This window comes from Paenibacillus sp. P36 (genome assembly GCF_045866505.1).
In the GTDB taxonomy this organism is placed as follows: domain Bacteria; phylum Bacillota; class Bacilli; order Paenibacillales; family NBRC-103111; genus Paenibacillus_E; species Paenibacillus_E chondroitinus.
This window is the reverse complement of the sequence record NZ_AP038372.1, coordinates 6624972-6649221: the sequence shown is the minus strand read 5'-3', so window position 1 is coordinate 6649221 and position 24250 is coordinate 6624972. Positions and strand designations below refer to the sequence as shown.

The window sequence follows — 24250 nt, the reverse complement described above, 5'->3', positions numbered from 1 at the left end:
CAGGAGGCTGGATCGTAATGAAAAAGTACAAAGTTGGTATTGTTGGTGCTGGTGGAGTAACTGAATTGCATTTCGTGGGGTATAAGGATCATCCGGAACGAATTGAGGTAACGGCACTTTGTGATCCGAATCCCGAGGCGTTACATGCCAAAGCTGATAAATATGGTGTTGCTCAGCGATTTACGGAGTTGAACGATTTTATCCAGCATAGTGGTGTTGATGCTGTTGTCGTGTGTACACCTACTTCTATCCGCAAAGAAATCCTATTCCCGATTATTGAAGCAGGAATTCCCATCTTCTGTGAAAAACCTTTTTCGGATACATTGGCTGAAGCAAAAGAGATTACAGAGAAGGCGAAGCAGCATGGCGTACCCATCTCGATTAACCAAAATTTCCGGCGCCATTTTCCTTTTGAACTGGTCAAGGGGATTGTTGCCGAGGATCGGATTGGGAAAGTAACGTCCATCTTGTTTACAAATCTCATGTTTAGACAGGACGCAGGTTGGAGGCTAGAAGAAAGCCGCCACGCATTATCTGTTATGGGAATTCACTGGTTTGATGGGTTCCGTTTAATTCTCGGATCTGAAGCCAAGTCGGTTGTTGCTCAGAACCGTTCTTCCTCTGCAATCCATTGTGTCGGGGAAACCGATGGCACTGTTCAAGTTGTGTTTGAGAACGACGCGGTCGTGACTTACATCCAAAGTTTCTCTAGTGCCATAGGCAGAACAGAAATGATCGTTATTGGCGAAAAAGGGACGATCATTGCCGTTGACGGAAAAATTCATTTGTATCGCCCTCGTGAAAAAAACCCTGAGCAAACATGGGAAAACAATGTTTCCAGAGAAACGGCCACTTTCGAAGGGATAAACCATTTGTTTACCTCCATTGAAACAGGCGTGGAAGCACCGAACAGTTCTCAAGATAATTTGAAAACGGTTTCCCTTCTCGATGCTGCCTATGTATCCGCTGAAGAGCAGCGCATTGTTCATTTAATATGACCACACAGTCCTCATCTTTGAAAACATCCGTTAGTGTGGATACCCCCAAGAAATCCAGGCCTTTTCTTTTAGATATTAAACGAGATCGATACCTTTATTTGTTGGTTTTACCGGGTGTACTTTTCTTTCTTATTTTCAAATATCTTCCCATGTGGGGCATCCTGATTGCTTTTCAGGATTACTCGCCTTATGCGGGAGTTTGGAAGAGCGAGTGGGTAGGATTGGAGCATTTTATACGTTTTTTCTCCAATCCTGATTTCTATCTTCTTTTTCGCAATACAATGGTCATTAGTTTATTAAATCTGTTATTTTTCTTTCCGCTTCCTATTGTGCTGTCCTTGCTGTTGAACGAGGTGAACAATCAATTTTTCAAAAGAATCATCCAATCGATTGTCTACCTCCCGCATTTCCTGTCATGGGTCATTATTGTAGGAATCTCATTTTTACTCCTGTCTCAGTCGAACGGCATCATAAACCTGATGATCGAATCCTTGGGCTTTCACAAATATGATTTTCTGACAAATACAGATACATTCTGGGGAATGCTCGTTGCACAAAATATTTGGAAAGAAACCGGCTGGGGAACCATTATCATTTTGGCGGCGATTACAGGTGTAGACACGCAGCTATACGAAGCTGCCAAAATAGACGGTGCCAACAGATGGCTGCAAGCCTGGCATGTAACACTCCCGGGAATCCGAAGCGTCATCCTGGTTCTGCTCATCTTGAGACTTGGACATATTATGGACGTAGGCTTCGAGCAAGTTTTCCTGATGAATAATGGGGCTGTCGCCAAGTATGCGGATGTTTTTGAAACGTATGTATACCGCAATGGCATCCAGAGTGGGCAATTCAGTTACAGCACGGCCGTTGGTTTGTTCAAATCAGTGGTAGGTCTTGTGCTCGTTGTCTTGGCAAACAAGATGGCCAAACGGATTGGTGAGGAAGGTGTCTATTAATGAAAGTAAGCCTCGCAGGACGGCTGTTTAACGGCTTTAATACGATCTTGCTAGTTGTCATTGGACTCGTCACATTGTTCCCGCTGTATTATGTTTTCGTTATTTCTTTCACCGAACCCCATGAATACTTGATGAAAAATGGTTTTGTTTTGTTTCCCCAGCACTGGTCGCTTGTATCCTACAAATATTTGTTAAATACAAATGCATTTAAAGTTGCGATGTTGAACAGCACCTTTCTTGCCACAGTCGGAACCGGTTTAAGTTTAATCTTTTCAGCAGCAATGGCGTTCGGGATGTCTCGGAAAAGGCTAAGAGGCAGAAAAATCATGATGATGATGGTTTTATTGACGATTTTGTTCAATCCGGGCATTATTCCGAACTATATTGTGGTCCGTGATTTTGGTTTAATCAACAGCATTTGGTCGCTTATTATTCCGGTGCTGGTTAGCGGATGGAATGTCATTCTGATGAAAAGCTTTTTTGACAGCATTCCGGTAGAACTGGAGGATGCGGCCATGATTGATGGCTGCACGGACCTGGGTACATTTTTCCGTGTTGTGCTTCCCCTATCGGCTCCAGCTTTAGCTGCTTTCGGCTTGTTCTACGCAGTGGCGTACTGGAACACGTTCTTCAATGCTATTTTGTATATCAATGATTTCGCAAAAGTGCCTTTACAGGTTGTACTGAGGAACATGTTAATTGAATCGGATACAACGACAGGCGGAGCAGCAGCGGTTGAAATGATGTCCGAGAATCAATTGCCGACCCAGACGCTTAAGATGGCGGCGGTGGTTATTGCGACGGTTCCTATTTTGGCGGTGTATCCGTTCCTACAGAAGCATTTCGCCAAAGGCGTCATGCTCGGTTCAGTCAAAGGCTAACCCAAGTTTATATTTAATAAGGGGGTTTAGGCGGCATGAAGATGGTTCAAAAAAAGAGTGTGCTTATCGCGATGCTATCCGCTTTAGCGGTATTGACTACAGCATGTACCGGCAATAGTACAGAAGTTTCGGCACCGAAACCGGGTGAAACCGGTAAGGAGTCCGCACCTGTAGCTCTCAATATTTTCGCAAATTTCTCGATTACTCAGCCTCCGGGGCCGGATAATCCGGTTATCAAAGAATTCGAAAAAAAGACGAATACGAAGCTTAATATTACATGGGTTTCAGATCCTGTATTTGATGACAAGTTAAACGTATTGTTGGCTTCAGGCGACCTTCCGGACGCGATCCGACTTCCAGATTCGACCGTTCCCCAGTTTCAAACGATGGTGAAGCAAGGTGCATTTTGGGACTTAACCCCTTATCTCAAGGACTACAAGAACTTGATGGATTCCCCAAAGGCTATTTGGGACAATACGAAAATTGGCGGCAAAAATTATGTCGTGCCCATTGTGCGCCCGCTGGAGGGCGGGACTACCTTTTACATTCGCCGGGATTGGCTGGATAAGCTTGGATTGAAGATGCCTACAACACTAGATGAGTTATACAACGTAATGAAGGTCTTTAAAGAGAAGGATCCTGATGGCACGAATAACCCGGTTGGCTACACGATGCGCACACACGATCAAATTGAATTTATTTATGCGGGAGCCAGCAGCAAGTGGAAACCTGTGAATGGAAACCTGATTGATATTACATTAGAGCCCGAGATGAGAGAAGCGCTGCTTTATAAGAAAAAGCTGTATGACGAAAAGCTTATTCCAGCGGATTTCGCCGTAATGAAAAGCAATGATATTACGGATCTGGCGACAAGCGGAAAATCGGGCATAACGACGGAAACGATCGAGGCCATGTGGCGTTGGCAATTCGATCAATGGAAGCGGAATCCAAAGGTAAATTGGGAACCGATCGTATCGTTGGAAGCGAATAAAGGGCCTTTCCAACAGCAAAATAGCGGCTTCATAGGCGTTTATGCGATTCCCAAAAGTGTTCCGGAAGCGAAGATGCGTAAAATTTTATCGCTGCTCGATTTCGGCGCTTCCGAAGAAGGCCACATTTTATCCAATTATGGCATTGAAGGCACTCATTACAAAAAAGAAGACGGATTTTATGTCACCAACGACCAAGCGGTTAAAGATAGCCTGGGGCCTGGAGCAATGGGCAAGCTGTTTATGAAGCATGACCCTTATATGTATGCCTACGCACCTGGCATGCCGAAAGAAATATTTGAAAGAAATAAAAAAATTATTGATGCCAAAGCGAAAATCAGCACACCAAGAGTGGATATCGGGTTGTACTCGGAAACGAATATTAAATACGGAGCCGATTATACCAAGAAGATTAACGATATTAAAACACAGGTTGTCATGGGCAAGGTAAGTATAGAGGAATGGGATAAATTCGTTGCAGGTCTAAAAACAGATGCCAACTATCAGAAGATTATCCAGGAAATGAACGCATCCTATAAAGAGCGTCTGGCAGCTAAGTAAACTAACAAAAGGAGAATGAGCGAATGGCGACTATAACAGATTTGAGAAAACAGGATGAATCACGTGTATTGAACCAAAGTTGGGGGAAAATTCAATGGCTTTGCGGCCAGGATATTGATCCAGCCAGTGAAATGACCTTCGGCATGGTCTATATTCATGCGGGGGATTCCAATCCAAGACACGTACACCCTAATTGTGAAGAAGTCATTTTCATTCTTTCCGGTGAGTGTGATCATACACTTGGCGATGAGACCTTCCATCTGGAGCCTGGCATGATGCTGCGCATCCCACGGAATGTCCCTCATAATGCAACAACCACAAGTTGGGAGCCATGCCGTATGATTATCGCTTACTCGGCTCCTGACCGCCAGACAGTAGGAGAATAATTCCTTTTAACGGAGTAAATCTATGTTTGAACTGAGCTATTTGCAAATCGTAATCCTTATTTTCGCCGGTATATTTGTTGGATTTGCGAAAACCGGTATTTCGACCATGGGCATCTTCAATGCGATGTTAGTGACCATTATTTTTCCGGCAAAAATGTCTGTAGGCATCTTGCTGCCGATGCTAATTATAGGTGATATCATAGCGGTTGCGTATTACCGTAAAAAAGTGATAAAAAATCATCTGATCAGCCTGATGCCTTGGGCACTTATCGGAGTTATAGGTGGTTATCTCGTACTGCTAAAGGTCGATAACAATCAATTGAAGCTTCTTTTGGGTGCGCTTATATGCGGATTGATCCTTCTTCAAGTCCTGAGGGATCTCATGGGAGCAAAATTTGATTCCAGGTTTCCATCTTCCATGTGGTTTATTGCATCGATGGGGATCCTTGCTGGCTTTGCAACGACAATTGGCAACGTTTCCGGCGCTATCATTGCTATCTACCTATTTGCAAAACAAGTGCCTAAACAAGAATTTATAGGCACGGGCGCATGGTTCTTTTTACTCGTGAACCTCGTGAAAGTACCCTTTTTCATCCATCTGGGAATGATAACGTCCGATTCTCTCCTTATTGGTATTTGGACCATTCCCTTAATAGCAATTGGAGCTTATGCAGGTATCAAGCTGCTGCCTTTAATTCCTCAAGTTTACTTTCAGCGGCTTGTTCTTTTACTTGGTGCTTTTGGAGCACTGAAGTTACTCGCTGAGGGTATTGTGATCAATTGAATCGATGAGATCTAGCTAGAAGGAGAATAGATATGACGATCAAATTGGCGTTTTCCAGACCTACCTCCACGATGGAGGAGCAAACTTTGCTTTTTGAACAGTACAGAGCCGTTGGTTATGACGGACTTCAATTAAAGGAAGCCCAATATGCCCCTTTTTTGCTAAAACCGGAAAGTTTCATAGAAGCTTGGGGCGGTTTATCAGGCAGCAGTTCAGCTTTAATAACAGGCGGAAATTTGGATGGTGCCAGTGTTGAGAAGCTGCGTAATGTGTTTCGTTTCGCTTCGGCGGTCGGCACGGAACTTATTGTTTACTGCCATGGGATTCCTAGAGCCAATGTGACCCCGGCAGACATTCGCAGATATGCGGACGTTCTTTCGGATTTGGGACTTGAGGCGCAACAGCGGGGTCTGAAGCTATCACTTCACCATCATTTTAATAATCCCGTTATGCATCGCGATGATTTTGATATCTTTTTCAATCAAATTAAAGAACACTCCATTGGACTCACAGTCGATACGGCTCATTTGGTGAAATCTGGTATCGAGGATGCAGCAGAAATCATACGCAGCTTTGGACACGTCATCGATAATTTTCATCTTAAGGATTTTGATCAAGGGGAATGGAGGGTGCTCGGTCAAGGTTCTATTGACTTTGGTCCCATTTTCCAAGCGATTCATGAGATCGGCTATCAAGGATGGATTTCTGCGGATGAGGAAAGCGGTGGCAGCGTAATCGAAGGTATGAAGGACTGCTATGCGTTTATGAGGAGCCGATTGAACTGAAAATCAGAGCCTGGAGGTGCTGGTAACGATGGGTAAAAAGGCAGTTCTTATCGGAGCCTTGGATACGAAAGGTCAAGAGTTTCTATTTGTAAAAGAAAAACTGGAAGCTTGCGGGGTGGAAACGTTCACGGTAGATACTGGTGTACTTGGTAATCCGTTATTTCAACCCGATGTATCCGCCGATGAAGTTGCAAGAGCTGGCGGTTCGAGCATTGAGGAGCTAAGGAGTGGTAAGGATCGGGGAACAGCTATTGCGGTTATGACCCGAGGCGCTGCTGAAATCGTTACCGGCCTCGAAAAACAGGGAATTGTAGGTGCAGCCTTTGGAATGGGAGGGACGGCGGGTACGACAGTGGCGGCATCTGCCTTGCAGGGTTTACCCATTGGGGTTCCTAAGCTAATGGTTTCCACTGTGGCATCGGGCAATACGAAATCCTATATAGGCATCAAAGATGTAACCATGATGTACTCCGTCGTTGATATAGCGGGAATCAATCAGTTATCCCGTCGAATACTGAGCAATGCAGCTCACGCGTTGGCAGGAATGATGAATTATATGGAGACGGAACAGGGGACTGCTGAAGATAAGGTTACGCTCGGCATCACGATGTTCGGGGTAACGACTCCATGTGCGACACGCGTACGAGAGATTCTGGAGGAGCGTGGTTACGATCTGCTTGTCTTCCATGCCACCGGAACAGGTGGATTGGCGATGGAGGAGCTAATCAAGGCGGGGTATATCCAGGGCGTTGCGGATATAACAACCACGGAATTGGCGGATCATTTGGTTGGCGGTATATTCGATGCCGGACCAAACCGTCTGGAAGCAGCCGGAATAGCGGGTATTCCGCAGGTTGTTTCGGTTGGGGCTTTGGATATGGTCAATTTCGGTCCACCGGAGACCGTACCGGCGCAATTCAAGGAGCGAATCTTTTACCAGCATAACCCGACAACAACATTGATGAGAACGACCTTAGCGGAGAACAGAGAACTGGGCCGTTTATTGGCGACAAAACTGAACGCGGGTACAGCTCCGACTATTGTCGTGTTTCCTAAAGACGGCGTTTCTCTGCTGGATATGGATGCCAAGCCTTTTGAAGGTAAGGAAGAACGTCAGGCGTTGTATGAAGGAATAAAAGAGCATCTCAGATCGAACATTCCGATGATTGATATGGAACAAGATATTAACGATCCGGCCGTAGCTGAGGTAATTGCGAATAATTTGCTTCAATTATTAGAACGAAAAAAGAGAGGGTAAGCAAACAATGGCGATGCAAAGACAGGAAATAGTAAGTAGATTGCGGTCGCAAATTGAACAAGGCCGTTTCATTGTAGGAGCAGGAGCGGGAACGGGGTTATCGGCGAAATGTGCGGAAGAGGGCGGCGTCGATCTGATTATTATTTATAATTCCGGGCGTTATCGGATGGCAGGCCGGGGATCATTAGCCGGATTAATGCCATATGGGGATGCTAATCAGATTGTTATGGAGATGGGCGGCGAGGTTCTGCCTATTGTCAAGAATACTCCTGTATTGGCCGGGGTATGCGGGACAGATCCATTCCGTTTAATGGATGTATATCTGAAGCAGTTGAAAGAGATGGGTTTCTCGGGTGTGCAAAACTTTCCTACCGTAGGTTTGATCGACGGTACCTTCAGGCAAAACCTGGAGGAAACGGGGATGGGCTATGAGCTGGAGGTCGAGATGATTCGTAAAGCTCATGCCTTGGATTTATTGACTACACCTTATGTATTCAATGAGGATGATGCGATTCAAATGGCGAAGGCCGGTGCGGACGTGCTTGTCGCTCATGTCGGACTAACGACGAAGGGCAGCATCGGAGCCAAGACGGCGCTTTCGCTTGATGAATCGGCGGATCTCATTCAACGTATTTATGAGGCCGGTAAGTCAATTAATCCGGATATTTTGGTCATTTGTCACGGTGGTCCGATATCTGAACCGGCGGATGTTGAGTATGTGTTAGGCAAAACCAACGGGATAGCGGGTTTCTTCGGGGCCTCCAGCGTGGAGCGCTTGCCTACCGAGATTGCCATTACCGAGCAGGTTAAAAGATTTAAGAGCTTAAGCAAGTGATAAATGAGGGCCGCCCCATCTTGGGGCGGCCCTTCATCCATTTTAAAAGGACATCTTATAGACTCATAGACTCATAGACCCAACCAATAGACTCCTTCACAATAAATATATATGATCACGATTCTCCTCTAACATAATGGGCTTATATTGATAAGCAGATGTTAGCATAGGTATTTGCAGCAGATCAGGAGGGGATATAAATGGTGAAAAAGTGGGTTGGTTTCTTTGCATTATCGTTCGTATTATTCATTCTATGGGTTCCTCTTACCTATGCTCATGACGGTGACAGCCTGGCCTATTCCGATATTTCAATGAAAGGCGGCGTTATAACGTACAAATTGCAACTCGATATGTACGATATGCGTGCAGGAGCAACACAAAATGACCCTAACAGACAGTTTACAACTCCTGAAGTGTTAAATCGATTCGTTACAAATTCACAAAAGGAAGTGGAAACTTATCTGCTCTCTCAAATCAAATTGTATGCAGATAATTTACTGCTTGATGGCAAGCTGACGCAGCTTACCTATTTCGAGAAGGACAATCAACCGTTTGCTGAAGTGATTTTGGAGTACCCAGTGAAAACAAATCCTCAACACTTTAAATTGAATTACGATTTGGTTTTTGATATGGATGAGTGGCATGTCAATTATGTAACCCTAGCGCTGGGTGAGTTTAAGCATAATGCCGTGTTAGTTAAAGATCTCCGTGAGGTTCAAGTAGGTCAATTGAGCTTTGGGCATGCCATCCGTACATTTTTTCAGCTTGGTGCTGAGAGCTTGCTGCTTGGTTTTGAGCATCTTTTGTTTCTATTAGGTCTTCTTATAAGCGTGAAATCTAGGAAACAGCTACTAGTATTTGTAGGTATTTTTGCAGCAGCTCAGTCGCTGACTTTGATTTTGGCTAGTCTGTCTATCCCGATGCTTCCGAATAAATTCGTAGAATCTGGCCTTGCACTTAGTATCCTATATATTGCCTTGAACCTTCTATTAAACAAGAATAAGGAACAAAATTTGTGGTTAGTATCCTGCTTTAGCTTGATTCATGGTTTTGGTTTTGCCGAGGTATTGCGTAAAATGAGCAGTAATGGACAACACGTTGCATCCTCATTAATTGCATATAGTACAGGTATTATCATCAGTTTGGCTATCATTGTGCTTATTCTGTATCCGCTAATGTCTGCGATACGCAAGATCAAATGGGCTACTCCTACTATTTTAATTCTACTCTCATTGCTTGGATTAATAGGATTTATTAGGGGCTATTCAATGTAATTTCACTAACCAGTGAATCTATTGTTACCATGAACTGTATACTTTACGTTTACAATTAACACACGTAAAAATATATTTCTCTTTACAGTTCTAGGTTAAAGTATGAGGAGTGCCTTTCAATTACTAACCGCGCGGTGAGGCACTATCATCTGATAGGAGTGGTTCATATATGTTAAGTTTATTTGATTCTAAAAGACGACTTACCACTATCACTGTACTAGTCTTGGCCCTTCTATTCCTCATTTCTCTTCTGCCTTCTGGGTTCGCTGATAAGTTCAAGCTGAATTCAGTCGTCAATGCAGATGCAAGTAGTTATACGATTTCAGACGTTGTACTCAATCCAGGGAAAAATGAGTCCGAAATGAATGTTACGTATTACACGAACGTAAATCCAGTCGCAGCTAAAGTTCAAGTAACGTATAAGGCTCTCGTGGTAGGCGGTAATTTCCCTAGCGGTTCTAACGCAGTGACCTTCACAGGAGCGTCTTCCGAAGCAGCGACAGTTTCATCGAATGTTTATTATTCGAATAAAGTAACGATTACAGGTATTACACCTAATACAGATTTTGCGTACCGTGTAGGAGACGGCACCAATTGGAGTCCGATTTACTACTTTTCATCACAAGATCCATATAACTACAGCGTTATGTTTGTAGGAGATCCTCAAATCGGCTCATCCGGGAGTGTAACCAATGATACATATGGTTGGACTAACACTCTTAACAAAGCAGTTGCTATGTTCCCTAAGATGAGTTTTATTATGTCTGCAGGCGATCAGGTGGAAACGAATAACAGTGAAGCCCAATATGATGCTTTCTTAAGTCCAAGTGTGCTTAAAAGCTTGCCTATTGCAACTGTTGTTGGTAATCACGATGGCAGTGCGAATTATGCTTACCACTTCACTCAGCCGAACCAGTCTACTTTAGGTGCCACGACGGTTAGCCCAGGCGACTATTATTACACCAAAGGCGACACTTTGTTTATGGTTTTGAATACAAACAATAGCAGCGCAGCAGCACATGTCCAATTTATGAAAGAAACCGTTGCTGCTGTTCCAAATGCCAAATGGAAGTTTGTCTCTTTCCACCATGATATTTATGGAGCGGGAACTCATTCTTTAGAGTCTTCGATTACAAATTTGAGAGCAGGCCTTTTCCCAACGTTTGACGAGCTGAATATCGACATGATCTTCATGGGACATGACCACTCTTATGTTAGAACATTTGTTATGAAAGGCGACAAACCTCAAAAAAACCAGCTGGTTGACAGTCAAGGAAGAGATGTAAACCCTACAGGTTCCACTTACTTCACGGCCAACTCATCAAGCGGCAGTAAATATTATTCGCTACAGACAACTCCAGAAGTGTACTCCGCAGTTAGAAGCCAACTTCGTGTTCCGACCTTCTCTACGATTGATGTAAGTCCAACAAGCATTACGGTTAAAACGTTTAGAACCGATACAATGGAAGTCGTTGATTCCTATGGAATGGTTAAAGATACGGAAGCCAAAGTATATTCTAAACAAACGCAGGATGTTCATCCGTCTACCTTTGAATACTACTATGCACTCACAAACGGCAATTATGTAAACACCGTAGATGCAACTTTCGGCTTTGACAGCACAAGAATCAAATTTAAGAAAGCTGAGCTAGTATCTCCTAACGCTGGAGTAATTGACAGCAAATTAGAAGGTAACTCAGTTAGGGTTGTGGCAGGCTTAACAACAGCTATCTCGACAATTGCACCTACAGATGTTGTTAAACTTACCTTTGAGTTAGTTCCTGGACCGCAGAAAGTGGCGTCAGCAGATTTAAATCTACTTAGCTCATCTACTTCTTCAGTTGGGTTGAATAAGGATACGAAATCTACGATCACTGGGAAGACAGGCTCCGTTATCAGCTATTACGACTTTAATAACGACGGTCTATTAACGGCTTCCGACTTGTCAAAAGCACTACAGTATTACAGAGCTACTTCAAATGATACAAACTGGAATGCTGTTAAGTTTGCAGATATCAATTCAGATAATGTTGTTGATATTACAGACTTCACTCTAATCTTAAGGCAGATTCTTGAATAATCATTGATACCTGGAAATTCATTGATCGACCTTCACAGGAAAAGGCTTTATGCCTTTTCCTGGATTTTAAACTAGCGAGGTGCCTTGTAAAAAATGAAAATGAAAATGATGACGATCTTCGTTCTTATATGCATCCTATCCTTGCAAATCCATGCATTTGCAGCTGATCATCTTCAAAGTGTAGAATTTTCACAGCCAAATGTTACTGTCGGCACCAGTACAAACGAGTTTTCAGTGGGGATCATTGTTACGAACAATGCGATGTTTAGTGGCGCAGAGTTTGGTTTAGGTCTTGAAGGTAATATCCAAATTAAATCAGTAACGTACACAAGCGCTATTACTAGCAATAATAAAGTGGACACCGAAAAAGACGGAGTTCATTATTTTGGCTTCTTTGATAACAAAAATATTTACAATGGAAAAGTAACTGTCTGTAACGTGATATTCAATTATACGGGCAATGATCCTGCGAAAGTAACAATGAAAGAAACGAATGTAACGACCACGACCGAAAACGGTGGGGCAACAAAGGAAAGTATTACACCTGGTCTTGTTCTAAATGTAAACAGGGAAAGTGTGGGGAATCCGCCTAATAGCTCCTCGGGAGGTTCTTGGGGATCAGCGCCATCCGCTACCCCTGTGACATCGATTACACCACAAGAACTTGCTGTAATTGCTCAAAATGCGGACCAAAAGCTGACTGAGCTATTAGCCACCAAAAACAATGGGGGCAATGCACAAACGGCACTTAAACAAGCTATCGCTGTGGTTGAAAAGGGGATAGAACAACAATCGACATTGAATATTTCCGGTTCAGTTAAGGTGGATGGCGACACAGCCAAGGTTGAATTAAACGTCAATGCATTCACTGATTTGTTCCAAACTATTAAGAATCAAGCAGCGATGATGAATGATAAATTACAAGCATTCGATCCAAATGCTGAAGCTAAAGTAACTGCAACACTTGATCTAGGCGCACAAGCTGTAAATCATGCAGAGATCCCAATTCTTACTGATCTAGTAACGAAAGCCAAAGAGGCCGGAATTGATGCTATTTCGTTTAAAATAAATGGTGTTTCCTTAGCAGTTGGCGTAGATCAATTTACAGGCATTACGACTCTAACTATTAAAAAACAACCGGCAGGCAACTTAAATACAAACCTGAAAATGGCATCGGATGTATACAATTTTGAGTTTATTAATAACTCAGGGACAAACACGACCTTTACGAAACCTGTCATTATTAGATTCCCAATTACGGTACAAGGATTGAATTCGGATCTATTCTCTCTAGCCAAAATAGTTGACGATAAATTGGAGTTTTATGGCGGTCGTTATGATGCAGCAGGTAACTACTCCGAAGGTGAACGCAAATCATTTTCTACGTATGCTATTTTTGAGAACAAAGTAACGTTTAAAGATATCACTGACGTTCAAGCATGGGCAGGTAAATCGATTGGCATTGCAGCTGCTCAAGGAATCGTACAAGGCCGCAGCGAAGGCGAATTTGCGCCAAATGCTGAAGTCACACGCGCAGAATTCGCTGCAATGATCGTAAAAACTTTTCATTTGGAGGATGAGACAGCTACCGAATCTTTCAGTGATGTAAACGATGGGGACTGGTTTAAATCCGTAGTCGCTTCTGCTGCCAAAGCAGGAATTATCCAGGGTCGTTCGGATGACCAATTTGCACCAAATGAAAAAATTAGCCGAGCGGAAATGGCAACAATTGCATCGAATGCACTTGTGGCTGTCAAAGGCTACAAGCACGAGACAGACATGGAGACAATTTTAAGTAAATTTAAAGATCGTAGCTCTATCAATTCCTCTCTTGCAGCTGGTGTTGCATTAGCCGCAAGTCAAGACATCGTAGAGGGTTACAATGATAACTTTGTACCAAATGATTCATCAACACGTGCTCAAGCAGCGGTAGTCATTGAGAGACTTCTAACGAAATAAGCCGTAACTGGAATGACAGAATCCTCCTTTAATTGCAGATAGGGAGGGTTTTGTCCTTTATTATGAAAATTCTGGAGGAACAACATATGTTCAAAATTTATGCTCATAGGCGTATGATATTGTGCTTCTTTACTCTAGCATTTGCGCTGGTTTTTCCTTTCGCACAAGCTGCATATGCCCATGCTTATAGTGCGGGATATACAACATTGACTTTAAGCCAATCACAAACCGAGATGATCTACATGCTGGACGAACTATCTGTCATCGAGCTAATGAATGGTGATAGCAACTCGGATAACAAGCTGGATCAAGAAGAGTTCAGTGCTGTGAAAGAGCGGATGGAAGCCATCTTAAAAGAGAATTTAACCTTTACCATGAACGGGGAACCGAAGGCTTGGACCCAAGTGGTAAGCTTAGGGCTTGAGCAGCAAGGGGGCGCGACAAAGCTGGTGTTAAAAGCGATTTATCCTCCGGCATCGCCTTCGATGACTGTATCCTTCATCGATAACCTCTACACAAAGGATGCGAAAACGAATTACGTCAACCTCTTAACGATCAATCATGGTGACCAGAAAAGCACTGAAGCTCTATCCGGTAATTTTCGTACATGGAACATGGCCTTAACGGATAAGGATTTTGAATCGGAGCATACAAATTCGATAAACGGTTGGTTTTCCTTTTTCAAGCTGGGGATGAGCCATATATTGGGTGGTTATGATCACTTGCTCTTCTTATTTTCCCTGCTGATTGCCCGCCAAACGCTTAAACAGTATGCAACTATGATTACGGCTTTTACTATTGCTCATAGCTGCACCCTAACCTTAACAGTTCTTGGAATCATTCATGTGCCTCCTATGATTGTCGAGCCTGCCATCGCGCTTAGCATTTGTTATGTCGCTATTGATAATATCAGGCGTCCCTCGGTTAGCCATCGCTGGGTGTTGACCTTTTTGTTCGGGCTTATTCACGGTATGGGGTTCGCCGACATTTTGAAAGAAATGAGTATTCCTAGAAGTGAGTTGGCCATTGATTTAATCAGTTTTAACCTGGGAATTGAAACGGTTCAGATCTTAATCGTCGGATTGCTTGTGCCGCTGCTCTATTTCATGCACCGTTATAAATATGCAAGACGTATCGTAGTCGCCTGCTCAAGTGTTGCTCTTCTTTTAGGGGCCATTTGGCTGCTGGAACGGGTAATGACAATTTAAGGAAGGAAACCTCGGGGACAAACATTTTTATAGAATCGGCATACAACTACAGAGCTACTAAGTTGGAGGTTTCAAATGCTTAGAACAAAGAAAGTAAGAGTAGTTTTCTTTATCCTGTTTTTGTTGCTCGTTATTTTATTTATGTACTTTTTTAATCACATGCCCGAGGCCAAGTACAATGAGCATGGTGATACATCCTATACAAAATATGAAAAAGCAAAGGTATTAAAAGTCCTTAACGAAGAGTTAGTCAAGGATTCTACTAGAGGAGATTTATATTCGGGGTCTCAGGAGCTGGAGGTTAAACTACTTTCTGGAGAACATAAAGGTACCGTTCACACCATTACCAACAACGTGAGTGTATATTTAAACGTGGTTGCAAAAGCAGGACAAACACTTATCGTGAGTGTCGACACGGCGGATGCTCAAAACTACCTGGTCAGCGTGTACAGCTATTATCGAGCTCCACTTTTATTCACATTAACTCTACTTTTCTTTGCTACTTTGTGGTGGCTTGGCGGAAAAAGAGGGCTAATGTCAGTGGCAGGCATCGTATTTACTTTTGCTTGTATTATTTACTTGTTCATCCCTATGTTATATAGGGGGTATTCTCCTATACTTGCCTCTGTCCTGATTGTTATTTTAACAAGCTGTGTTACCTTACTATTATTAAACGGCTGGAGCTCAAAGTCTGTCGCTGCCATAATAGGAACGACAGTTGGGATGATCATCGCTGGAATCATTGCTTATATAGCTGGTAATCTAGCCCATATCTCAGGGTATAGTACAGCGGAAGTGGAAATTTTAATCGTTGTTGCCGATCAAACCGGTATGCAGCTTAAGGGCTTGCTATTCGCAGGGATTTTACTTTCTTCACTTGGTGCTATTATTGACGTAGGCATTGCCATTGCTTCATCCGTTTATGAAGTACACGTAACTAATCCTAATCTCAGCAAAAAAGAACTCTTTATGTCCGGTATTAATGTAGGACGAGATATGATGGGAACCATGGCGAATACCCTGATTCTTGCCTTCACGGGAACTACACTAGCTTCTCTAATGATTATATATGTTTCACAGGTAACCATTAATCAATTACTGAACATGAATATGATAACCGTTGAAGTCATTCAAGGAATAACTGGATGTTTCGGGGTTGTTCTTACCGTACCCATTGTCGCCTTTATCTCCTCCCGGATTATTCCTAATTTTGAAACGAAAGGGAATCTTGCTCCGGTAGTTGAATAGACAAAAGTCCGTATAGGGACAGAGAGTCAGTTAACTTCGCGTTACCAGTTAAGAAAAGCCCATGAGCCTAATGACTCATGGGCTTTTTGTAATTTAATTGTGACACTCAGTTACTCATTCTCCTTATACTCAATCGTTAGCCCCTCAACATGACGTTTACTCATCTGCTTTCGCTTCTTTCGGGTGTCTTTCGATTCGACTACGATATCCATATCGTAGTCTCCTTCTGGATATAACTTGCTGCGCTCGATATAAAGAGACATTCTCTTGCGATGGATGCGCACTTTCTCCTTCTGGATTTGCACCGTAATGTTTCCGCGATGATCCGGCTCGCTGCACACAATGCCTGTACGGCGCAGCGAGTGTACCCAGACGCAGTCGCCAATAGCGAAATTCGGCATCGGCGCTCGCTCTTTTTTTTCTTTCAACGGGACGTTTATAGGAGGTGTTTCTCCTGTAAACGCTGCAGCTATTGCTGGCGCTTCGGGCGAGCGCAGCGTCGCCTCGTAAGTGATCATCTTCGATCTTTCGATGAGCGCAGGCGGCATACCGAGTTTTTGCGCGATATAGAAGGCATAAGAGGAGCCGGCTTGACCAATCGTTAGCTTGTAAAGGGGCTCAAGCGTTTCTGAATCAAATTCCATACGCGCATTCTCGAAGCCGGGCGCAGCGTCGGCAAATTTCTTGATTTCGTTAAAATGTGTCGTCGCCATGATCGTAGCCCCGCGGCGGTACAGTTCCTCCAACACAGCGATCGATAGGCCAATTCCTTCGCCAGGATCGGTTCCTGAGGCAAGCTCGTCGAGAAGGACCAACGACGAGGGTCCAGCCTCTTTGAGGATGCCGATCACGTTCTTGACATGCGAAGAGAAGGTGCTGAGCGAATTCTCAAGACTTTGTCCGTCACCGATATCGACCATAACGGATCTGTATACAGCGAATTCGCTTCCTTCTCCTACCGGAACGAGCAGACCCGACTGCACCATAAGTGTTAGCAGTCCGACAGTTTTCAGTGAAACGGTTTTGCCTCCCGTATTCGGTCCTGTAATAACAAGCGCGCGATAATCGCCGCCGATGCGGATATCAAGCGGCACCGAGTGCCTGCCGAGCAGCGGATGACGGCCGCCATGTATGGAGATCCGGCCGCGATCGTTCAGCTTGACCGTTCGTCCGTCGATTGTTTTCGCGTATTTAGCTTTTGCGAACATAAAGTCGTAATGGCCAATCGTTTCCAAGTTGATTGAAATTTCATACTTACTATGCTCAATAAGATCCGTTAGATCGCTGAGCACTCTTGTTACCTCCGCAGCTTCCTCGGCCTGCAGGTGTAAATGCTCGCCATGCAGATCGGCGATATCTGCCGGCTCAATAAAGACAGTCTGGCCGCTTGCCGATTCGTCCAGCGCCGCGCCGCCAACTTGTTTGCGGTGTTCCTTCTTCACGGACAACACGTACCGGCCTCCTCTTGTCGAGATGACGCTATCCTGCAAATAGCTGCGGTATTTGGACAAAGCGGTGTCCAGTTTCTTGCGAATGCGGTCGTCGAGGATGTTCATTTTTTTGCGGATACGCGACAAGGCGGCGCTCGCCTCGTTATCGACTTGACCGTTGCGGATACAGCGCCGAATCTCGGCCAGCGGCTCATGCAATTCGTATAAGGATAGCGCGTAGGAAGCGATGCGCGGACTGACGGATTCCTTCTTTTTCATAAAGTTCTTAAGCTGCTGTGAACTTTCGATGAATCTGGCGAAGTGCATAAAGTCCTGCGGTGTAAAAATAAATCCTTTCCCGAAAGTGCCTATAAGCGGCTCAATGCCTTCCATGGACGGGATCGGCGCACTGGCTCCGTGGGCAATAACACTTAACGCTTCTTCGGTCTCTTGAAGCAGGGTTGCGACGAGGGCCATTTCAAGTACTGGTTCCATGTTCTGAATGTGGGCGCGGCCCAAGTAACTCATGGCAAAGTCGGCCAAACGCTGTTTAATGCGGTCGTATTCCAAACGTTGATAAGTGGACTTGTTCAATTGAATGCCTCCTTTTGGATACAAAAAAAAGCGGACTGGAAACAACAATCGTTTCCAGTCCGCTCAGGGAGAAAATGATGTTCTTAACAGCTTCACATGCAACCTGCCCGTAGTGCACGACAAAACAAACCTGTCCAATTGAACGGTTTACTCGCGTACGCCAAACAAAACGGGTTGCACTATGAAATTACTGGTTAAGAACGACCTCAGACATTAAAATCTCTCCTTTGTACATCTATACGGCTAATATACCCTTATCTTATGCCAATTCAGTCTGAAAATCGTGGGATAAAATAGCTTAAATCAAACTTTCCATAAGAAGTTTGAATGGTATAAAAAGGGAACTGCTGGAGGAATATGTACAAGCGTGACGAATTAATTGTTCAATACAACCAAAATAGGCGATGGGTGTGAAGATGAACGGATGAATAAGCAAATGAGTAAAAGCAGGGGAACTATATTTTGGAAAAATCTAGGTATTGTACTGTTAATTACTTGCATTCCTATTGCTTTTATAGGCGTCATTATTTACTATATCGGAACAGATCGGATCGAAACCGAAGTGAATAAGGCGCATCAGAATCAGCTCCATTCCTCGATCCAGCAATTGAATGACTATATGGCCAATCTGGAGCATTCCGTTGTGCGGCTTGCTTTCGACCGGAGTTTGGACGAGACTCTGAAGGAGTTGGATTTCGTTCAGGATTTTCAAAAAACAAACGAACTTATGAAATCGTTTTCACTTATTACGGAGTCGAATTCCCTTATTAACAGTGTAAGCCTATACTTGCGTGATTCAGACAAGATCATCGGTGATGAGGCCGGGTTTGAATCTGTGCGAACCGATGAGGATCGCGAGCTGTTGAATTCTTTGCTGGATCAAGAGCGAACGATCTATTGGGATTATTCCTTAAAAAAAATAAATATGCCGGACACGATAAATAAAGCGATCATAATTAAGCTCCCCGGTGGACAAATGTATGGTTCCTTCGGGATGTTCATTATTTACCTGGATCAAAATAAATTAAACACAATGGTTCAGAAACTCGTCTCAGGCGAAGGAGTCGCTTTTCTTTTTAATGAAAATGGAGACTACTTAACGACTCCGCCAAGACAAGAAGACAGTCAAGAGCTGCTGACCCTGGAAGATGCATTAAAAAGTCAAATATCTGTAGAAAATGCCAATGAGAATATGTTCAAATTCGATTGGAACCACAAAAAATATAACGTATCGTATGGGAGTATTTCTAAGTTAGGCAGTAAATGGACGGTTGTCACTGCTACGCCTGTATCGCAAATCGTAGCGCCTGTAACTGCCTTATCCACTCTTATTGTCTGGATTAGTATGTTTGGCTTAATCATCGGGTTGCTGCTTGCATGGTTTGCCTCCAACAAGATATACGATCCCATTTATCGGGTAAAACGTCTTTTTGAAAATTCCAGAACAAACCGATCGAACGAAAAAAACGAAATTACGTATATCGAGCATCAATGGAGGCTGCAGCTTCAAGCAGAGCAAGAGCTTTCTATCCAAATTAAGCAGTCCATTCCTGCGCTTAGAGAAAGTTTTTTACTGCAATTTTCACAAGGCAATTTGTACTCACACACGGAATCTGAGCTTATTCAGAAGTTGAAGCAGCTGGATTGGGATGTTGAATCGAAAAGATTTGCCATTATGGTCGCCCAGTTTCACGGTATTTCTGAATTAGGCGGTAAATTTTCAGAGCGGGATGCCCAGTTGGTTACCTTCGCGGCTTCTAATATCATTAAAGAGCTGTGCACGGAGATATCGGATATGGTGCATATCATTAACTTTCAGGATTTATCCATTGGTGTATTTTTCGTTCTGGATCCTGACAAGTCCAATGAAGCGATTAAAGCGAATTTCAACAAACTTGCCCATGACTACATCGTGGCGGTTAATAATGTTCTGCATATGAAAGTTACGATTGTGACTAGTAAAATATCCGACTCGATAAAGGACATCCCCAAGATTCTGGAGCAGACAAGAAAAGCTCTCCGTTTTCGTGACCACCATACGTCCAATCAAATGTTGGATATGAATCAGTTCATGCTGACGAATACAAGCCAGAATCAGTTCCCTTTTGAGCTGGAAAGAGAGATTGTGCATACCGTCAGTATGGGGCTTGAAGAGGAGGCCATGCGGCTCATCAAGCAATTCATGCTTGAACTGCAAACCAATCATAGCACTGAATTCATGGTTCACCAAGGGATGATGAAACTGCTCGGAACGATCCATAATGCGATGATCAAGCACGAAGTGGATCTTTTCTCCCTATATGGAGGGGTTCATCTTTATGAGCAGCTTATGCAGTTGTCCGAGCCGGATCAAATCCTGGAATGGTTTCAATTCAAGCTGATAAGACCTTTTGTTAAAGCGTTAACGATAACCTACGATAGCAATTTGAGGGAAATGATTGATAATCTGCTTTTGCAAATGCAGAAGGACATCTTACTCGACGTTTCGCTTGAGATGTACGCGGATCAGCTGCAGATGAGTCCCTCTAAGTTAAGCAAGGTGTTCAGGCAAATCAACGGAATCAATTTTATCGATACGATGGTTCGGATGAGAATTGAGAAATGCAAGGAGCTGTTAGTGACAACGGATATGAAAATCAACGATATCGCGGAGCAGCTGCACTATCAACCGTCCTATCTGATCCGAATGTTTAAAAAGAGTGAGTGCATCACTCCACGGCAGTATCGGGAAAAGCACACGCAATCGATGTAGTAAAATATCCATCTCAAAGCGGCCCTTCTTCATGTTTGAGGGGCTTTTTTTGTTCATTTCAAAAAAAGACGATAGCCGGAAATTTTTCGAGACATAGTAAAAATTTATTATTATTGCGGTAAGTAGGCTGGTGATTTACATTTAGGCCATCAGCTGATCACAAGCATTGTAAGGGAGGATTGGTACATGGGCATCCAAGTGACGAAGGCGAATCACGAGCAACTTATTCAACGAAAGGCAAGAACTTCACTATGGTCCGAATTCAAACGTGACAAGTATTTATATCTGCTGGTTCTTCCAGGCATCCTGTATTTTCTTGTTTTCAAATATTACCCGATGTGGGGGCTGGTTATCGCCTTTCAGGACTATTCCCCCTATATGGGCGTTTTTAAAAGCACTTGGGTAGGCTTTGAAAATTTTGTTCGCTTTTTTACAAATCCCAGCTTCTTTCTATTGTTTCGAAATACCATGATGATTAGCTTGTTGAGTCTGGTCTTTTTCTTTCCACTTCCTATCTTATTGTCGCTTTGCATGAATGAGGTAACCAACAAATATTTTAAACGCGTAATTCAATCCATTGTCTATTTACCGCATTTTCTTTCGTGGGTTATTATCGCAGGGATTACCTTTTTATTGCTTTCGCAATCGAATGGGATTGTGAATATGCTGCTCGAACATGCGGGTTTTCCCAAAATGGATTTTTTGACGAATGAAAATTATTTCTGGGGGCTGCTTACCGGCCAAAACATTTGGAAAGACACAGGCTGGGGAACGATTATCTTCCTCGCAGCCATGACAGGCATTGACACGCAGCTTTATGAAGCGGCGAAAATCGATGGTGCCAGCCGGATCAGACAAATGTGGCATATCACCTTACCGGGTATCCGTAACGTCATCATTATTCTTTTAATTCTGCGTTTGGGGCAAATCATGGATGTTGGTTTTGAACAGGTGTTTCTGATGAGCAATGGCGCAGTTGCGAACGTTGCCGACGTCTTCGAAACGTATGTCTATCGAAATGGGATTCAACAAGGTCAATTCAGCTATACAACGGCAGCGGGTTTGTTTAAATCCGTGATTGGACTTGTGCTTGTTATCGGGGCTAACTGGCTGGCCAAACGCTTCGGTGAAGAAGGTGTGTATTAAACGAAAATTCCGAGGAGGGAAGGCAATGAGAGAAAGCTTTGGAGACCGAATATTTGGGATGGCGATTGTTCTGCTGCTTGTTGTCATTGGCATTATTACGTTATTTCCCTTGTATTACGTATTCGTTGTTTCCTTTACGGAACCTAGTGAATACATAGAGAAATACGGCTTTGTCCTGTTCCCGAGCAAATGGAGTGTGGGCGCTTATGAATATTTGCTTTCCACTTCTGCTTTCATTCGTGCAACTGGGGTCAGTGCTTTTCTGGCAACAGTGGGAACCCTGTTAAGCCTCATGATAACAGCAGCCTTCTCATTCGGACTATCCCGTAAAAGACTGCGCGGAAGAAAAGTCATGATGATCATGGTGATGGTTACGATCCTTTTTAATCCGGGCATTATCCCTGTTTATTTATTAGTCCGCGATTTGGGGCTCATAAACAGTGTGTGGGCGTTGATTGTCCCTGTTTTGACTAGCGGCTGGTACGTAATCTTGATGAAAAGCTTCTTTGACAGCATTCCTGTCGAGTTGGAAGAAGCTGCAATGATTGATGGCTGTAATGACCTAAGCATCTTTTTCCGAATTATTTTACCGCTTTCTGTCGCTTCGCTGGCCGCATTCGGGTTGTTTTATGCCGTGGCCTACTGGAATACGTTCTTTAGTGCCGTGTTGTATATTAATGATTTTACAAAGGTGCCTTTACAAATTGTCCTGCGCAACATGCTCATTGATTCCGATACTTCGGTCGGCGGAGCACTCGCGGTAGAGATGGCTTCGGATAAGCAGCTGCCTACTCAAACGATCAAGATGGCCGCAGTTGTCGTGTCTACGCTTCCTATTTTGATGGTCTACCCGTTTTTGCAAAAGCATTTTACCAAAGGTGTTATGTTGGGCTCTGTTAAAGGATAATCGCAACGGATTATTCCGGCAGGCTTGTTAAACAAATAAATATAATCATAAAGGAGATTTGAGTAGCATGAACAACTTTTCTGACTTGGATAAAAATTGGAAGATTGAGAAAATCGAGCAAGTGATGATGAAGGGTGAACGCAGAAGATTGGCTGGCTGCAATGCAAGGCTTGGTGTGCATGGAAAAGAAGTAAGCTTTCCGCTGGTGCGAATTACGATTGGGGGCATCACGGGTTACAGCTGGTCTCGCGTTTCTCGGGAAGCAGCCGAAGTCATGATCGGAGCTTCAGTCAGTGAAATATTTTGTGAAGAACAATGGATCAAAGACCGGTTTCAAAGCATTCAATTCCCACTGTTTGATTGGCTGGCAAGGGTAAGAGAAGTGCCTGTGTATAAACTATTGAGCCAAAAAGAGTGGACATCCCCACTAACGGTTCCTTGCTATGATACATCCTTGTACTTCGATGATTTGCACCTGAGTTCAGAGCGGGACGCGGTCGCACTGCTCCAGGAAGAAGCCATGCAAGGCTATAACGAAGGTTTCCGCGGTTTCAAAATTAAAGTAGGCCGTGGCGCGATGCATATGGATTTAATGGAAGGCACCAAAAGAGATATTGCTGTTGTGAACGGGATTAGAGATGTGGTCGGTCCACAATGTAACATTTCCATTGACGCGAATAATGGGTACAATTTGAACTTAACCAAACATGTGTTGAAAGAAACGGCACAGTCCAATCTGTTGTGGATAGAGGAAGCTTTTCACGAAGATGACAGGCTCTACCGTAATCTGAAGGAGTGGCTGCGCGAGGAGAAATTGAACGTGCTGATCACAGACGGTGAAGGGTTAGCGGCCGAACCGATTGTGGAATGGGCGGAACAAGGCCTGATCGACGCGATTCAATACGATTTGAAGGATTATGGCATTGTGAACTGGTTGAAATTAGCCAAAAGATTGGCTAAAAGCGGAGTAAAAGCAGCACCACACAATTACGGTGGTTTCTATGGTAACTTTGCTTCCGCTCAGGTGTATCCAGCTATTGAAGGGTTTATGTTTGTTGAATGGGATGAGGCGCAGACTCCAGGTATCGACACTTCCGGTTATAGCATCAAGGATGGTAAAATCACCGTTCCTTCAACTCCCGGCTTCGGCTTACACATTGACGACGCTTATTATACAAGCAAAGTTAGTGAACGTGGCTGGACGGTATAATTCAGG

At 43.7% G+C, this 24250-nt stretch carries 19 protein-coding genes; 18 read left to right on the top strand and 1 reads right to left on the bottom strand.

The window, feature by feature from the left end; genetic code table 11:
* Positions 1-17: 17 nt before the first annotated feature.
* From ACKTT9_RS29450 to ACKTT9_RS29385, 14 genes are all read left to right on the top strand, one after another.
* Complete coding sequence (locus ACKTT9_RS29450) at positions 18-998, top strand: Gfo/Idh/MocA family protein (RefSeq protein ID WP_407868758.1); 981 nt, start codon at positions 18-20, stop codon at positions 996-998.
* Positions 995-1957: an ABC transporter permease gene (locus ACKTT9_RS29445; protein WP_407868757.1), complete on the top strand. Its 963-nt coding sequence runs from the start codon at positions 995-997 to the stop codon at positions 1955-1957. Before ACKTT9_RS29450 ends, ACKTT9_RS29445 begins: the two co-directional genes overlap by 4 nt.
* A complete protein-coding gene (locus ACKTT9_RS29440; RefSeq protein ID WP_407868756.1) occupies positions 1957-2838 on the top strand; it encodes a carbohydrate ABC transporter permease in 882 nt (293 codons plus the stop codon). The genes ACKTT9_RS29445 and ACKTT9_RS29440 overlap by 1 nt, the downstream gene beginning before the upstream one ends.
* 35 nt (positions 2839-2873) lie before the next feature.
* Entirely contained in the window at positions 2874-4388 is a 1515-nt protein-coding gene (locus tag ACKTT9_RS29435) for an extracellular solute-binding protein (protein WP_407868755.1), read from the top strand.
* 23 nt (positions 4389-4411) lie between these two features.
* Positions 4412-4774: a cupin domain-containing protein gene (locus ACKTT9_RS29430; protein WP_127454844.1), complete on the top strand. Its 363-nt coding sequence runs from the start codon at positions 4412-4414 to the stop codon at positions 4772-4774.
* Between the two features lie 22 nt (positions 4775-4796).
* Positions 4797-5558: a sulfite exporter TauE/SafE family protein gene (locus ACKTT9_RS29425; protein ID WP_407868754.1), complete on the top strand. Its 762-nt coding sequence runs from the start codon at positions 4797-4799 to the stop codon at positions 5556-5558.
* Positions 5559-5590: 32 nt separating this feature from the next.
* On the top strand, positions 5591-6343 hold the full coding sequence (locus ACKTT9_RS29420) for a sugar phosphate isomerase/epimerase family protein (RefSeq protein WP_407868753.1): 753 nt from the start codon (positions 5591-5593) through the stop codon (positions 6341-6343).
* Between the two features lie 28 nt (positions 6344-6371).
* Positions 6372-7601 (top strand): Tm-1-like ATP-binding domain-containing protein, encoded by a 1230-nt coding sequence (locus ACKTT9_RS29415; protein ID WP_407868752.1) that lies wholly within the window; start codon positions 6372-6374, stop codon positions 7599-7601.
* Positions 7602-7608: 7 nt separating this feature from the next.
* Entirely contained in the window at positions 7609-8436 is an 828-nt protein-coding gene (locus ACKTT9_RS29410; RefSeq protein WP_407868751.1) for a phosphoenolpyruvate hydrolase family protein, read from the top strand.
* Between the two features lie 200 nt (positions 8437-8636).
* Positions 8637-9710 (top strand): HupE/UreJ family protein, encoded by a 1074-nt coding sequence (locus ACKTT9_RS29405; RefSeq protein WP_407868750.1) that lies wholly within the window; start codon positions 8637-8639, stop codon positions 9708-9710.
* 169 nt (positions 9711-9879) lie between these two features.
* Entirely contained in the window at positions 9880-11790 is a 1911-nt protein-coding gene (locus tag ACKTT9_RS29400) for a fibronectin type III domain-containing protein (RefSeq protein WP_407868749.1), read from the top strand.
* Positions 11791-11883: 93 nt separating this feature from the next.
* A complete protein-coding gene (locus tag ACKTT9_RS29395) occupies positions 11884-13749 on the top strand; it encodes an S-layer homology domain-containing protein (RefSeq protein ID WP_407868748.1) in 1866 nt (621 codons plus the stop codon).
* 86 nt (positions 13750-13835) lie between these two features.
* Positions 13836-14957, top strand: coding sequence for a HupE/UreJ family protein (locus ACKTT9_RS29390; RefSeq protein ID WP_407868747.1), 1122 nt, complete (start codon positions 13836-13838; stop codon positions 14955-14957).
* A 75-nt stretch (positions 14958-15032) separates the two neighbouring features.
* Positions 15033-16205, top strand: coding sequence for a YibE/F family protein (locus ACKTT9_RS29385; RefSeq protein ID WP_407868746.1), 1173 nt, complete (start codon positions 15033-15035; stop codon positions 16203-16205).
* Positions 16206-16315: 110 nt separating this feature from the next.
* On the opposite strand, the gene ACKTT9_RS29380 is transcribed toward ACKTT9_RS29385, so the two are convergent.
* A complete protein-coding gene (locus ACKTT9_RS29380) occupies positions 16316-18229 on the bottom strand; it encodes an endonuclease MutS2 (protein WP_407868745.1) in 1914 nt (637 codons plus the stop codon).
* A gap of 436 nt (positions 18230-18665) precedes the next feature.
* Between ACKTT9_RS29380 and ACKTT9_RS29375 the strand changes: the two genes are divergently transcribed.
* The 4 genes from ACKTT9_RS29375 to ACKTT9_RS29360 all read left to right on the top strand — a co-directional run bounded on the left by ACKTT9_RS29375 (position 18666) and on the right by ACKTT9_RS29360 (position 24244).
* The gene (locus ACKTT9_RS29375; protein WP_407868744.1) at positions 18666-20981 is read left to right on the top strand and encodes an AraC family transcriptional regulator; all 2316 of its coding nucleotides are present in this window, start codon (positions 18666-18668) and stop codon (positions 20979-20981) included.
* Positions 20982-21167: 186 nt separating this feature from the next.
* A complete protein-coding gene (locus ACKTT9_RS29370; RefSeq protein ID WP_157318832.1) occupies positions 21168-22127 on the top strand; it encodes a sugar ABC transporter permease in 960 nt (319 codons plus the stop codon).
* 25 nt (positions 22128-22152) lie between these two features.
* Positions 22153-23034 carry a carbohydrate ABC transporter permease gene (locus ACKTT9_RS29365; protein WP_127454831.1) on the top strand — a complete coding sequence of 294 codons (882 nt, stop codon included), beginning with the start codon at positions 22153-22155 and terminating at the stop codon, positions 23032-23034.
* A 67-nt stretch (positions 23035-23101) separates the two neighbouring features.
* Positions 23102-24244 (top strand): mandelate racemase/muconate lactonizing enzyme family protein, encoded by a 1143-nt coding sequence (locus ACKTT9_RS29360; protein ID WP_407868743.1) that lies wholly within the window; start codon positions 23102-23104, stop codon positions 24242-24244.
* The last annotated feature ends 6 nt before the right edge of the window (positions 24245-24250 follow it).